We start from the raw sequence: 15854 nt of genomic DNA, 5'->3' as shown, positions 1-15854 counted from the left end.
TTTACTCGGCAGCTATGACGGGCAAGCTAATATAAACCCGACTCCCTCGCCGTAACTCGCTATCCGCCCGAATTTCTCCGCCATGCCGCTCGACGATTTCTTTCGCCATAGCAAGACCTATTCCGTTAACTTGATGGTCGTCGTCTCTCGGATCACGCACAAAAATCCGTCCAAGCTGCTCCGCTCCGATTCCTTGCCCCGTATCTCCCACCATGATCCATACCGCGTTGTCCCGTTGGCCGGCCTGCAGCGTAATCGTTCCGTCGGGCGGGGTAAATTCACAGGCATTGTTCACCAGATTTTGAATGATCCTTCTCATCAAATAAGGCTCCATCCATACATCGACATCGGAATCGAACGGGTTAATAACGGACTCGCACCGACGTCCCGACGCCATGATTTCCTTGGCAAAGTCGATGAATATATCTTCTATCCACTCTCTGAAAATAACCATTTGCAAGGCATCTTGCTCCTGATTAACAAAGCTTAATTCCAAGAGGTCGTCCATGTAATGGTTAATATCCTGCACTTTGGAGAAGGCAACGGCAAGCAGCTCCTCTTGCCGCCCAAGATCCGTTTCAATCGGCTCCAAAAGCCTACGAATGCTTTCCTGAACATGATCAAGCGGACTTCTAACTTCCTGAGAAATATAACGAAGCACATCCATGCGCTTGGTCTCGGTAATCATGAGCATATCATTCGTCCGATTTAAGCTTTCCGTCTGGGTCGCAACGGTTTCCTTTAAGGTCGCGTTCCACCTCTCCAACGTTTCCACAAGAGTATGCTGCGCTTCGTCGCTTCCTTTACGCATGAAGCTAAGCTGTTTCGAAACTACGATCGCCGTGATCGCGAATTCAGCAACGGAGCTGAATTGTATGGCATAGTGAGTAAACAAATTATCGGGCAAAACGCCGAAGGAAAGCAGGGTGCTGGGGACGACAATGCCCAAGAAGAGTGGCGTTTTGGCAATGGCAAGATACTTCGCCATCCGATTCCCCTTCCATGCGCATCTCATAATTATCGCGATCATCAAAAAGATAATTGCCATTTTAAACTTAGCTAAATAAGGAGCCATCCCATACGGATAAATGCTGCCTATCGCGAAGAGAATGAAGGGGCACGCCCCAATCATCCAACGGAGCAGTCCGTCTATCTTCGGCGCATATGAAACCGGAGACATGACGTTTCTTAAGAATAGGCAGCCAAACCAAACGCTTAACAAAAAATAAAACTCGTATGCCTCTGACGGAGCCTTGAAAAATAGCGTTCTTCCGGCTTTCTCCGCTGTAAGCCCGGTACCTGAGTACTCGCCGGCCAAGCCGTTCCAAACATAGTTAGCCCAGGTGTAGAACAAGATATACAAGGAATAATAGAGAAAGGCGCGATTTTTAGTCGAAATAAACAAGGCAAACAAACAGATTACGATGATCAGCATCGCCCCATAATAAAACCCGAGTACGAGAAATTCCGAATGCACGGTACGATAAACGCTAGATTGATCGGATAGCTTTAGCGGGAGGATCATCGTATCGGGAGTTACGCTGCGAATATATAGAGTTGAGACTTGATCTTGGGGAAGCTGAATCGCGAATGTGGGAACATTGCGATTTAAGACCGCGGTTCGGCTAAGGCCGTATACCTGAACTTTATTCATCAATGGATTTTTCAAGCTTAATTCCCATTGCAAGCGAGCCGAATCATTGAAGATAGCAACTCGTATCCAGTACACGGATGCCGTGTATCCGAAGGAGGATTTACCGGCGGCGGATTGAAAGCCCTTATTCAGGGTCGGCGATAACACATCCTGCAAAGTCCATTCCCCTTTTTCGTCTGCCAGTACTTCGATATAAGGATTTAAAGGATAGACGCGAACAGCATCCGTTAACTGCAGCGTCCCCTCCTGAACCGACGCCCGTGCCGCCGCCGTGAAAGGAACAAGGAATATACCCAGCATACTGATCAGAAATATATTCCGTATCATTCGCATACCGCTTCCTCCCCCTTTCGCTACTACGTAATATAGCTAAGCCTCCGCTAACGGCAACGTGAAATAAAACCGGGAGCCGACCTCGAGCTCGCTTTCCACCCAAATCTTGCCGCCGGTCCGTTCAATGATTTCCTTGGCAATCGCTAAGCCCAATCCGCTGCCTTGCGCTTCTCCCGACTTATAATGTCTTCGAAAAATCGCTTCAAGATGCTCTGCAGCAATACCTTGACCTGTATCTTGGACCATAATGATGCCGTAATTTGTTCCGACTGTTGCTTGAAGGGTGATCGTGCCGCCTTTCGGCGTAAATTTACATGCATTGCTAACCAAATTGGCGATGGCTCTTTTGAGCAGATGAGGATCGATGGCTATCCGCGCATCGACTTTCGTCGCTTGTACAATCGTTTCGCAATGGAGACCTGAATATTCAATATCCGCGCCAACCTCTTCGAATGCGGATAATATGTAATCCCGAAAAACGACCATCTGCGGAACCCTCTCTTCCTGCAAGTCCTGATGGCGGCTAAGTTGCAGAAAGTCATCGATAAAGCGATTAACTTCAAACACTTTATTGTAAACGTTCCTCACGATTTTCATTTGTTGCTCGGACTGTTTCGCCATTTTACGCATGAGCGCTTGGATGCCGCCCTGCACGTAATTTAGCGGAGCGCGGATGTCATGAGAAATATTTTGCAGCAACCTCGTACGGGATTGTTGAGCGGACCTGAGCTCATCGTTCGTCCGCTTCAGACTATCCGTTTGTTCTTCTACCGTCTTCTGCAAAGCCTCATTCCAATTCTCCAGTCTTGCTACCACTTCATCCTGCGCTTTTGCTTGGTTTTTCTGCAATCTAGAAACGTGCTCATACAGAACGAGCGACATAATCAGAAATTCCGTTGCCGATCCGAATTGCATTCCGAAATGAGTTATCAAGTTGTCGGGCAGTAATCCGAACGACAATAACATGCTCGGACCGCCGGTGATCAGAAGCGGCAAAATCGCGATGGAAAGATACTGCGCCAAGCGATTCCCTTTCCATGCGCAACCTATCATAACGAAAGGCACCATTAAATAAATGACGGTCTTGAACCAGATCAAATACCGAGCGATTCCAAAAGAATAAAATAAAAAAATACAGGCAAGCAGAAGGGAACAGATCATAATCATCCAACGGCATATAAAGTCGATCCGTGGCGCGTAATTTCGCGGATTTAATATTTTCCTAAGGGCAAGAAATCCGAACCCTACGCTCATGATGTAGAAAAAATCATAGGTATTGGACGGACCGCTTAACAACAAGCTTCTTTCCATCTTTTCAGCTAAGAAACCAGACTGAAAAAGCGGCCTCCCCAACCCGTTCCAGACGAATTGCGCCAAGCTGAAGCAAAAAATATAAAGAATATAGTAGAGATAGGATATGTCGCGAAAGGTCATATAGACGGAGAACATATACACGATAATAATGACGATCATGCCGTAATATAAACCATACAATAAAAATTCGGTATGTTCGGAATCGTATACCGTCGATTGTTCCGATAACCGTAGGGGAATGATCATGGAACCCCAGGTTTCGCAATGAACATATAGAGTAACAGCCTGTCCAACGGGAAGTTTTAATTCAAACGTCGGATACTGCCGGTTGATATCGGCAAGGGGCGTCGAACCCTGAATGCGAGGAGCAAAAACTTGAACGATATCCATTAGCGGGTTTAACAGGCTAATCTCCCATTGTTCGCTTGCGGATTCGTTCTCGAGGCTAAGACGAATCCAATAAGAGGAAGCCGCGAATCCAAAAGCCGACTCGCCCTTGGCAGGCTGAAATTGGCTTTGAAGCTCCGTCGTTTGAATGTCTTTAAAAGTCCATTGACGTTTGCCGTCCGGCAATACATCCATTTGCTCGTTAAGGCGATAGGAGAGAGAATCATCGGATAAAACCACAGGACTCGAATGCTGCGCTGTGATATCGCTGGCCATTGCTTTCGTCGAACCACTCCAAGCTGCCGTAATCAAGATAAACATCAAGCAGCATCCAATTGTTATGGCACGCGCAACGCCATCTCTCCTCAATGCTCGCATGCCGGATCTCCCTTCAGGTTAAGTCGGTCGTGATAGTACGAGAATAGGCCGTCCTCCTTAAGAGGTCACGGCCTATTCGTCAATTTCCCGCGGCTATTCTTTCAGTTCCAGCATTCTCAATAGAACGGTTATCGCTTCGGCTCTCGACGCCAAGGCGCTAGGCGCGAATTGATTGCCCTGCTGTCCCTGAACGATACCAAGCTTAGCGACGGTTGCAATATCAGCCCTTGCCCATTGCGGAATATTAGGATTGTCATTAAAAGTTGTCGTTAAATCGGGCTTAACGGAATTTCCGTAAATAATTTTTAACGTTCTGGCCAACATCACCGTCATCTCGGTACGGGTAATTTTCTTATCCGGTTGGAAACTTCCATCAAGATAACCGCCGACGATGCCGAGTTTCACGAGTTCCGCGATTGCAACCGTAGCCCATGAACCAATCTTATCCTTATCGGTGAAAGAGCTAGACGCGTTCTCCCCCTTGAGTTTCAAAGCCCGGAAAAGCATAACCGCGAATTCGGCTCGCGTAACCGAACGATTCGGTTGGAACGTGCCATCGAGATACCCGGTTGCCAAGCCTTTGGCCAACGCCTGGTCAATCGCTTTTTCCGCCCAATGTCCTTTCGTATCCGTGAAGACGATTTTTAGCTCCTCCGGCGGCGTCGTCTGATCTTGCGGAGGATTCGAGCCTGAGGCTCCATCGCTGGGAGAAGGATTGCCATTGCCATTGCCATTGCCATTGCCATTGCCGTTGCCGTTACCATTACCGTTATTGTTACCGTTACCGTTACCATTATCGCCGCCTGGTAGAGCGAGGTTGACTGTAATTTGATAGATCTTCCGTGTTCCGTTTTGCGCCGTAACGATATAGTTGACGGGGCCGCCCGAGAAATCCACCGTCGCTCCCGAGGCAGGACTTACCGTCGCATTCGCCGATACGGTCACTGTAGGTGCCAAGGCTGCCAAGTTCGTTCCGTATGCCACTTCGATAGAGACCGTATGCGTCGCCTCGTTAATCGTTGCCGCTCCCGTCTGCTCAGCCAACGTAAATCCGGTAAGTGCGTTCGCTCCGCTCAATGGCGCCGGCGCTTCGCTTACCGTTACCGTCCACGTCTGTGTATTGCCGTTTTCCGCCGTCACCGTATAGCTTACCGCGCCGCCCGAGAAATCCACCGTCGCACCCGAGGCCGGACTTACCGTCGCATTCGCCGACACGGTTACTGTCGGCGTCAAGGCCGCCAAGTTCGTTCCGTATGCCACTTCGATCGCAACCGTATGTGCCGACGCGTTAATCGTCGCCGCTTCCGTCTGTTCGGCCAACGTAAAGCCGGTAAGTGCGTTCGCCCCGCTCAAAGGCGCCGATGCTTCGCTTACCGTTACCGTCCATGACTGCGTATCGCTGTTTTCCGCCGTCACCGTATAGCTTACCGCGCCGCCCGAGAAATCGACCGTCGCTCCCGAAGCCGGACTTACCGTCGCATTCGCCGATACGGTCACAGTCGGCGCCAAGGCCGCCAAGTTCGTTCCGTATGCCACTTCAATCGCGACCGAATGTGCCGCCGCGTTAATCGTCGCCGCTCCCGTCTGTTCGGCCAACGTAAATCCGGTAAGCGCGTTCGCTCCGCTCAAAGGTGCCGACGCTTCGCTTACCGTTACCGTCCATGCCTGCGTATCGCCGTTTTCCGCCGTCACCGTATAGGTTACTGCTCCGCCCGAGAAATCCTCAGGCGTTCCCGAAGCCGGACTTACCGTCGCATTCGCCGATACGGTCACAGTCGGCGCCAAGGCCGCCAAGTTCGTTCCGTATGCCACTTCGATCGCGACCGAATGTGCCGCCGCGTTAATCGTCGCCGCTCCCGTCTGTTCGGCCAACGTAAAGCCGGTTACCGCGTTATCCCCGCTCAAAGGTGCCGGCTCTATGCTTACCGTTACCGTCCACGTCTGCGTATCGCCGTTTTCCGCCGTCACCGTATAGCTTACCGCGCCGCCCGAGAAGTCCACTGTCGCTCCCGAAGCCGGACTTACCGTCGCATTCGCCGATACGGTCACAGTAGGCGCCAAGGCTGCCAAGTTCGTTCCGTATGCCACTTCGATCGCGACCGTATGCGCCGCCGCGTTAATCGTCGCCGCTCCCGTCTGCTCGGCAAGGCTAAAGGAAGTAATCTCCTTAGCAGCATTCGCCGAGGTTATGACGGTTACGAGGTAAAGCTTCGAACTGCCATCCGCCGCCAATATCGTGTAAGTTACCGGTGAAATAAAATTATTCGATGTCGCGCCGCTTGTTTGGGCAATCGAGCCTATCTTCACGGCAACCCCCGTGCTGTCGAAGGTTGCGACCAACGACGATACATTCGTGCCGTAGGGTACCGTCAACGTAACGTTGCTTCCAGTAATCGCGCCTATTACGACCGGCGATAAATCCGCAAAGCTGTAGGACGTAAGATCTTTGGCCGTATTCGCCCCAACCGTTACCGTAACGATATAGCTTTTGGTCGTTATGCCGTCTTCCGCCGTAACCTTATAAGTTACCGGGGAGCTAAAGTCATTGGCCGTTATCCCGCTTGTCTGCGCGGTTGCCCCCACTTGGACGGATGACGCTTGCGCGTTCGTAAAGCTAGCGACTAACGCATTTTTACTAGTTCCATAGGGAACCGTCAAGTTAATTGTATTTCCGCTGATCGTACCCGTTACCGCTGGAGTTAATCCTTCGAAACTGAATGCGGTAATGTCCGCAGCCGTACTTTTGTTGCGCGTAACGGTAATCTTATAAGTTTTCGTCGTCGTGCCGTCTTGAGCCGTAACGACCACGTTGATGACATTGGAACCGGTATTGAGCGCAAGCGCTGCGCTGCTCTGCCCGCTGACGACCGGAATCGGATTTCCGCCGTTAACGCTCACGGTCACGGTTGCATTCGCATTCGTCACCGTAGGCGTAACGGTAACGCTCGAGTAGCTATTCGCGGCAGTCGAGGTATAGGTTAACGTATTCACGTTAAAAGTCGGACTTAAAGAGCCCGAAGACAATGTCAAGCCGGCCAATGTCGCAACCGTACTGGCTGCCCTCGACACGGTCAGCGTATAGCTCTTTGTCGTGCCGTCTTGCGCGGTAACCGTAATAACAATGCTGTTGCTTCCGACATTAAGGGCAAGCGCCGAGCTGTTACTGCCGCTCGTGACCGCGATTTCCGCCCCTCCGTTCACGCTAGCCTTCACCGTCGATGCCGAATCCGCTACCGTCGGCTTAACCGTAACGGAAGTTGTTGTATTGGCGACCGTAGGAACCGTATACGCCGTAGTTCCGGCCGCAAAGGTCGGGCTGAGCGTTCCCGCAGTCGTTGTCAATGCGCTTAAGTTCGCATTGGAGCTTCCGGCCGCGCGCGTTACGGTCACGTTATAGGCTTTCGTATTCGTCCCGTCCTGCGAAGTCACTTCCACGACGATCGTATTTGCCGTTCCGGCCGTAAGCGCGATACTTCCGCTGGTCTGTCCGCTATTTACGCTTATTCCGTTCACTTTGACCGTAGAGCCCGCGTTACTGACGTACGGAGTCACGTTTAAGCTGGAAACTCCATATGCAACGCTCGCGTTATACGTCGTTACGGCTTCCGTAAATGTCGGACTGAGCGTTCCGGAAGAAAGCGATAAAGAACTTAATCCCGAACTCGATGGATTAGAACGTACAACGTTCAGTGCGTACTGCCTGCTGCCGAAACCGTTAGAACCGGAAATGGTAACCGTGACGCTATTGTTGCCAACGGCCAAATTAGCGCCGCCGACTACGGTCATGCTATCCGTTGGATTTATCGTCGTTCCCGTAATCGAGACGCTATTCGCATCGCTTGCGACTGCAGCCATGTAGGACGAAGTGATATTATCCACGCTCGGAGACACGGGGGCGACCGCTCCCGAATTTGCCGTTACCGTCAAATCGGTCAACCATAAGGGCAATATTCCGCGAAGATAAGGCGTCGTTGTCCCGCTGACGATATTCCATACCGTGCTGAAGTCCCATGTATTATAGCTGGCGCTTAGCTTCATACTCGCCGATGCATATCCCGTCATTCCTGTAGCGCTTCCCGAACCTACGCCGCTGCTCAACCCCGAGGTCGTCGTATTCCAATAGGAGTTCGTAAAGGTCCCGCTCGTTTTGGTGCCTACCAGTCCGCCGGCAGCGCTAGCGGCCGTCACCTTACCCGTCGCATAGCTGGTTTTATAGGTGCCCGATTGGGTCTTGCCGATCAGACCGCCCGCGGAAGCGTTAGTTGCGGTTACTTGTCCCGTAGCGAAAGTATTCGAGATCGTGCTTGAGTAGTTATCGCTCCCGATTAGACCCCCTACCAACGAGGAGCCTTGAACATTCCCTTCGGCATAAGCTGCGTTTACTGTCCCCCCCTCGTTTAAACCGATTAAGCCTCCAATTGAATTGCCGCTGCCCGTAACGTTGGCAATTGAACCGCTTGACGTAACCGTTCCGTACGTCACGTATCCGATCAAACCGCCCACGCTGTTACGACCCGATACACTCCCCGAGACAGTAACGTTGGTTATCGTACTCGAACTATGCCAACCTACTAACACTCCCGTATTGTCTCGACCGACGATATTGGCTTGCACGATTTTCAAATTGTAAACATTGCCTATATAGATGTATTGAAACAGACCGATTATATCTTCATTCGGACGATTGATCGTAAGCCCCTTAATGCTATGACCGTTTCCGTCCAAAATCCCTTCGAAATAAATCGGCTCCCAGCCTGCCCCTCCGTTTGCCGTCGCGTAGGAGGACAAGTCGATGTCGGCCGTAAGCCGAAATGCTTTCTGATAATCAAGGCGAACCGCATTTAACTGGTCCGCCGTGGCAATTAAATACGGGGATGCGGATGTTCCCTCTCCCCCGGCGAACCGATTGCGAATAACGGTAAGCGTATATGTCATCTGCGTTCCATCCGATGCGGATACGATAACCTTACAAATGTTGTTCCCCATTACTAGATTCCCGCAACCGGATACCGAATAAGTCGCATCGGCGTTATGCGTTGCAGCCGTAATATTCGCAACCGTATCCGCATTCGGGACGGTTACCGTGTAGGATGCGGTGCCGCTATTAAAACCCACTACGGAAACCCCGTTCACTAGTAAATCCGACAATTGGGCGTCAGAGGACAAGGTGCCCGAAGCTAACTTATTGATATGTAAAATATAAACCTGATCTCTGCCGTTGCCGTCGCTTACGGTAACCGTTACCGTATTGTTGCCGGCAACAATCGCGTTGCCGCCGGCGATGTTTACGTTTGCCCCGGCATTCGCCGCGGGAGCCGTAATCGCCACCGCCGTAGCCGGATTCGTCACGCTAATATCATACTGCTTTACGGTGGGTTTAAAGGACGGAGCCATGGTTCCTGATATCCCTGCGTTTGGGACCGCCACTAAATCTGTCAACCACATAGGCGCGTTATCTTTCAAATAAGGATAGCTTTTTCCCGCCGCTCCTGCCCACGTCCCATTAAAGCTCCAGCCCGGGAAGCTTGACGCTTGCAACATACTCGCGGTCGTTCGTCCGGTGACGCCCGAAGAGTCGGAAGACCAACTGTACGGATATGAAATGCCTGATGCCGTTTCATCCCAGTATGATCCCGTAACCGTTGAACCATAGCCATACCCTCCAAAACCGCCATAAGTGTCGTTACCTGACACACGGCCAGCTGCATAGCTATTCTTGACCGTCAGACCGTACAAATAGCCTATTAAACCGCCGACGGTCCTTGATCCGCTAACCGAACCTAACGCATAGCTATCCTGTACAAGTCCGGTATAACCCGTACCTAGTAATCCGCCGACGCTGTTCTGATCGCTAAAGACGTCTCCGGAGGCGTAACTGCGCATAATCGTTCCGCCATTGGAATTGCCGATGAGCCCGCCTGCATAATCGCCCGCGGCATGGACGTCTCCCTCCGCATAACTGTCCGAAAGTTCCCCGCCGGCCCCGGAAGAATAGCCTACCAGGCCGCCGACCGAAGACGAGCTTCCATAGACGGATGCCGAGGAGCCGGCATACGTGACGGTTGAGCCTTGTAATTTGCCAATTAATCCCCCCACTTCCTGTGCTCCTTCCACAGATCCGGAAGCGTAAACACGCGACAGCGTAGCGTTCACCGCGTTAGCGGCTAGAATACCGGTAGTGGAGCCTCCTTTCACATCGGCTTCGAGGAGCTTCAAATTCACGACTTTCCCCATATAGACCCATTCGAACAAACCTACATTTTGCACGCCGCCGCGCTTGATGGCCAAGCCTATAATCCGATGTCCGTCACCGTCCAGCGACCCGGTGAAATTGCCCTCGATTGGCTTCCAGCCCTTTCCGCTATCAGCAGCGGCATAAGACGACAAATCAATATCGGAAACGAGCTTGTACTGGGCGCTTACATTGTTCCTAATCGCGTTCAGTTGAACCGCATTGGCAATCAGGTAGGGCGAACCGCTCGTTCCGTCCCCTCCGGCGAAAATGGAGTCAGCAGACGCGGAGGACTGCGGATACGAGGTTCCCATAATGCTTCCTATAAGAAATATCAGAAAGACTCGATATAACCTTTTGCTCGAACTTTTCATATTAACCCTCCGATTAGTACTTGATTCAAAACGTCGCAAAACCTTAACACACCTAATTTCTTCTTAAGCAAACTCATAGTAAACTTCCAAGGTTAAACTGAGGTAAATCGACAATATATTCATAAAAAGCAGAAAAGAAGGGGGAACAACTCCCCCTTCTTTTCTGCTTTTACTATATTCACTTGTTCTTATAGATCAGCATATTCAACAGGACGGTTATGGCTTCGGCTCTTGTCGTTTCCGCTGCAGGCGCGAACTTATTGCCGCCTTTGCCTGTAATCAGACCTAGCTCCTTCATGGTTGCGACTGCGCTTTTCGCCCAAGCCGGAATGTTCTTGTCATCCGCAAATCCGGTTAAAGAACCCTCCTGCACGGACAAACCGAGCGCCTTTGCTACCATCGCGGCCATCTCCGCGCGAGTTATCGCCGCATCCGGTCGGAAAGTCCCATCTTGATAACCTTTTATATAGCCGGCTTGCACCGCTTGCGCCACTGCGCTCTTTGCCCAAGCCCCAACCTTCTTCGAATCGGTGAAAGTCAGCGTTGCCTCTGCTCCATGCAGCTTTAACGCGTTCATCAGCATCACCGTAAATTCAGCGCGCGTCACGGTGCGGTTGGGTTTGAAAGTTCCATCCGGATATCCCGTGACGATTCCGCCAGCTATCGCTTGCTTGATCGCGGCCTCGGCCCAGTGTCCGGCAATATCGCTCAAAGTAACCTTCGGTTCAGGATTGGCCGGGGGCTCTTGCCCGCCTACGGTAAATACCGCAAACTTCGTAAAGTGATTAACCGTTACGGTAATTTGATTTTTGTTTATCTTGCCTCCCTTCACTTCTACCCAGATTTTCTTCGCTTCATCAAAGTAGAAGACAGCAACCGTTTGATTGCTCTTCAAGCGTGCCGGATCAAACGTGAAGGTAAGCGTGACAGGCTTCAAGAAGTTCTCCGGGAAATTTTTCAGAATCTCGTAAATCGCTGTAACCAGAACTTCATTATTCGTGAGGAGCTCCCGCGAATCCGTCAACTTGTCGATTATTATTTTGATTTCTTTGTCCGTCGCATCGGCAGGAACCGAAACGATGACCTCATTGTCTAAGCTAACCACACCCTCTCTACCAGACGGAAGCGTCAACTTCCCGTCCGTCGAGCTTACAATGGTGTTGGTTGGCGAGGTTGGCGTTGTCGAACCTCCACCAGGCGGCAATGTATTCACCGTCACGGTATACGTGACCGTCGTCGTTCCGTCTTGCGCGGTTACGATAATCTTATAGCCAGAGGCCAGTATGCTCGCTACCGTTGTTCCATTTGCTTCATATACTTCGTATGTGGCATTCGCCGCTAGCGTGATCGCTGCCTTCAATGCGGCTAACGTGGTACCGTATGGGATGTTCTTGATCGTTTCGCTTGTTGTTCCGCCAGCGCTTACGGTGCCGATCGTCGAGGTCAGCGTTGCGACGCTGCTCAATGGCCCATTCACCGTCACGGTATACGTGACCGTCGTCGTTCCGTCTTGCGCGGTTACGATAATCTTGTAGCCAGAGGCCAGTAAGCTCGCTACCGTTGTTCCATTTGCTTCATAGACTTCGTATGTGGCATTCGCCGCTTGCGTAATCGCTGCCTTCAATGCGGCTAACGTGGTGCCGTATGGGATGTTCGTGATCGTTTCGCTTGTTGTTCCGCCAGCGCTTACGGTGCCGATCGTCGAGGTCAGCGTTGCGACGCTGCTCAATGGCCCATTCACCGTCACGGTATACGTGACCTGCGTCGTTCCGTCTTGCGCGGTTACGATAATCTTATAGCCAGAGGCCAGTATGCTCGCTACCGTTGTTCCATCCGCTTCATAGACTTCGTATGTGGCATTCGCCGCTACCGTGATCGCAGCCTTCAATGCGGCTAACGTGGTGCCGTATGGGATGTTCGTGATCGTTTCGCTTGCTGTTCCGCCAGCGCTTACGGTGCCGATCGTCGAAGTCAGCGTTGCGACGCTGCTCAATGGCCCATTCACCGTCACGGTATACGTGACCTGCGTCGTTCCGTCTTGCGCGGTTACGATAATCTTATAGCTAGAGGCCAGTATGCTCGCTACCGTTGTTCCATCCGCTTCATAGACTTCGTACGTGGCATTCGCCGCTAGCGTGATCGCTGCCTTCAATACGGCTAACGTGGTGCCGTATGGGATGTTCGTGATCGTTTCGCTTGCTGTTCCGCCAGCGCTTACGGTGCCGATCGTCGAAGTCAGCGTCGCGGCGCTGCTCAATGGCCCATTCACCGTCACGGTATACGTGACCTGCGTCGTTCCGTCTTGCGCGGTTACGATAATCTTATAGCCAGAGGCCAGTATGCTCGCTACCGTTGTTCCATCCGCTTCATAGACTTCGTACGTGGCATTCGCCGCTAGCGTGATCGCTGCCTTCAATGCGGCTAACGTGGTGCCGTATGGGATGTTCGTGATCGTTTCGCTAGCTGTTCCGCCAGCGCTTACGGTGCCGATCGTCGAGGTCAGCGTTGCGACGCTGCTCTTCGCCACGCTCAAGGTAACCGTCCAGTCCTGCGTAGTGCCGTTTTCGGCCTTCACCGTATAGAGAACGGCATTCGTGAAATCATTGGCCGTCGTACCGCTAACTTGATCGTAGCCGCCAACCTTGACAGTTGCTCCGGCAGACAACGTGAACGTAGCCACCAAACCGTTCGCCTGGGTGCCGTTCGTCACTTCAATCGACACGGTATGCGCGGTCGCATTAATCGTTGCCGCATTGGTTTGCTCAGCCAAGCTAAATGCCGTGATGTCCTTCGCGCTGCTTGCAGCCGCGACGGTTACTGTGACTTTCCAGGTCTGCGAAGTGCCATTCTCCGCTGTCACAGTATAGGTAACCGCACTTGTAAAATTGTTAGAGGTCGTACCGCTCGTTTGAATCGTCGAACCGACCTTCGCCGTGGCTCCGGCGGATAAAGTAAACGAGGCGACCAAGCCGTTCAAGCTGGTACCGTATGCGACTTTAATGCTAACCGTGCGCGATGTTGTATTTATCGTCGCCGGTCCGGTTTGCGCCGCCAAGCTGAATGCGGTTATATCTTTCGCGCTGTTAAGCGCAACCGTCACGGTGACTGTCCAACTCTGCGTGCTTCCGTCTCCCGCTTTCACGACATAGGTAACCGGGTTGCGGAAATCGTTAACCGTCGTTCCGCTGATTTGATCTACGCCGCCGACATTCGCCGTAGCGTCAGTTGATAATGCGAAAGTAGCAGCCAAACTGCTCCTATCGGTTCCATAAGCGACTTGAATAGAGACTGTACGAGCGGTCGCGTTAATCGTGGCTGCTCCGGTCTGCGCTGCCAAGCTATAGGATGTTATGTCCTTCGCGCTGTTCGCGTTTACGGTCACCGTATAGGTAACCTTCGTTATTCGATCCTGCGCGGTAACGATAATTTTCGTTCCCGACTTCAATAGCGTCGCTACCGTTGTTCCGTCCGCGTCGTAAATTTCGTACGTCGCATCCGCAGCCGGCGTAATCGCCGCTTTTAACGCGGTTAGCGTCGTTCCATACGGAACGTTCGTCACGCTTTCTTCGGCCGATCCGTTCGAGCTAACGGTACCGATCGTCGTGGTCAACCCCGCGTTCCCGCTCGGGATCATCCAACTCGCGTACAGGGTCGTATTGGACGTAAGAGTAATAGAATCGCCCGGCTTATACGTAACTCCGCTTCCGTTCGCTTTCGTATTCCACCCGTAGAAGATGCATCCCGCATCGATTAAAGCCTGGTTTAGGACAAACGTTCCCGCATGCACGCCGACTTTTTCTCCTGGCACATAAGAGCGGCTCGAAGGAACCGTACCGTTAATGCCTCCGTTTCCGTCATAATCCAGATACGCTTGAGTCGTTAACAAATAGGGATACCCCCCATTGCGTATCGATTCGATCGCCCACTTCGTCGAGAAATCCCACTTATTCGCGGTGTCAGCCTCAAACGTGCTTCTATTCTGCATGAGTCCGGTTGAAATGCCGCTACCACCGGCTGAGATCGACTGACCTGTCCCATTTATGTCATAGAAGCTATTGATGATCGGCGCTCCGCCGCTATCAGTTTCTCCCACAAATCCGCCTACATTCATGCTTCCAATGCCTTCATTCACGAGACCGGAAGCATAGCTGTTCTTGATCGTTAAATTGTAATTTTTGTGACCTAGAAAACCGCCGACACTAGAAGTGCCGCGAACTGCCCCCGAGGCATAGCTATCGGTAATCAGTGCCGTGGTGGCGCTGGTACCGACCAAACCGCCTACGAATGAATTTCCGCTTACGTCGCCAGAGGCGTAACTATTGCTTAGGGTTACAGCAACAAGACTGCCGACCAAACCGCCTACTTTCGAACCCCCGCTTACGCGGCCAGAGGTATAACTGTTGCTAATGACGGTTGCCGTACCCGCAACTCCAACCAAGCCGCCTACGTTTTCGCTACTGTTTCCGCCGCTTACATCCCCTGAAGCGTAGCTATTGTTGATTGACGACCCATTCATCCAAAAGTCGCCAACCAATCCTCCGACGTCAGTGGTTCCGTTTACCGTCGCCGACGCATGGCTGCCGTTAATCGTTCCGCCGTAATTTGAACCGACTAAACCGCCTACATCAACCTTACCGGTTACGTTCCCGGAGACGGAGACGTTGCCGATCGTACCGGCCACCATATACCCGGCCAGACCGCCCACGTATTGATTCCCGGTTATCGATACTTGATCGAGCGTCAAATTCGTAATCGAATAACCTGATCCCAGGTAGCCGAACAGTCCCATATAATCGCCGGTCGGATTATTTATTTTTAATCCCGTAATTTTATATCCATCGCCATCTATGTGGGCATAAAAAGGACCGCTGATATTGCCGATCGGATCCCAGCCCGTTGCCGCCGCATAGCCGCTCAAATCGATATCGCTCGTCAATTTGAAATAATACTTCGAAGTCCGATAACTCCTGATACTATTAAAAAGATCCGCAGTCCCTACCAGATAAGGGCTAACAGCCGTCCCGCTGCCCGGAAACGGCGCAGCCGCAAAAGCCTTGTCGGATCGGAGTAAACCTCCGTTGAATGTTCCGAGCACAGTTAGCATCGCCATGATGGAAATCAATCCTCGAATCACGAATTTGCGCATTTTTCTTCCCCTCTCGATCAAACAGTTCCTAATGTC

At 51.8% G+C, this 15854-nt stretch carries 4 protein-coding genes; all 4 read right to left on the bottom strand.

The genetic code is table 11. The features are described from left to right. Position 1: 1 nt before the first annotated feature. The 4 genes from D7Z26_RS07275 to D7Z26_RS07260 all read right to left on the bottom strand — a co-directional run bounded on the left by D7Z26_RS07275 (position 2) and on the right by D7Z26_RS07260 (position 15818). On the bottom strand, positions 2 to 1987 hold the full coding sequence (locus D7Z26_RS07275; protein WP_120975401.1) for a sensor histidine kinase: 1986 nt from the start codon (positions 1985 to 1987) through the stop codon (positions 2 to 4). A gap of 36 nt (positions 1988 to 2023) precedes the next feature. Next, positions 2024 to 4009, bottom strand: a complete 1986-nt coding sequence (locus tag D7Z26_RS07270) for a sensor histidine kinase (protein ID WP_158602235.1) — start codon at positions 4007 to 4009, stop codon at positions 2024 to 2026. A 150-nt stretch (positions 4010 to 4159) separates the two neighbouring features. Beyond that, positions 4160 to 10612 carry a cadherin-like beta sandwich domain-containing protein gene (locus D7Z26_RS07265; protein ID WP_158602234.1) on the bottom strand — a complete coding sequence of 2151 codons (6453 nt, stop codon included), beginning with the start codon at positions 10610 to 10612 and terminating at the stop codon, positions 4160 to 4162. A 238-nt stretch (positions 10613 to 10850) separates the two neighbouring features. Next, a complete protein-coding gene (locus D7Z26_RS07260; protein ID WP_120975398.1) occupies positions 10851 to 15818 on the bottom strand; it encodes an S-layer homology domain-containing protein in 4968 nt (1655 codons plus the stop codon). Between the last annotated feature and the right edge of the window lie 36 nt (positions 15819 to 15854).

The sequence above is a fragment of the Cohnella endophytica genome, from assembly GCF_003628305.1.
In the GTDB taxonomy this organism is placed as follows: Bacteria; Bacillota; Bacilli; order Paenibacillales; family Paenibacillaceae; genus Cohnella; species Cohnella endophytica.
This window is presented reverse-complemented; position numbering and strand designations above follow the sequence as displayed.

What these genes read in the sequence shown, in the direction of transcription:
- D7Z26_RS07265 (WP_158602234.1), bottom strand. Translation starts at nt 10,612, where the DNA reads ATGGGAACCTCGTATCCGCAGTCCTCCGCGTCTGCTGACTCCATTTTC.
- D7Z26_RS07275 (WP_120975401.1), bottom strand. Translation starts at nt 1,987, where the DNA reads ATGCGAATGATACGGAATATATTTCTGATCAGTATGCTGGGTATATTC.
- D7Z26_RS07270 (WP_158602235.1), bottom strand. Translation starts at nt 4,009, where the DNA reads ATGTTTATCTTGATTACGGCAGCTTGGAGTGGTTCGACGAAAGCAATG.
- D7Z26_RS07260 (WP_120975398.1), bottom strand. Translation starts at nt 15,818, where the DNA reads ATGCGCAAATTCGTGATTCGAGGATTGATTTCCATCATGGCGATGCTA.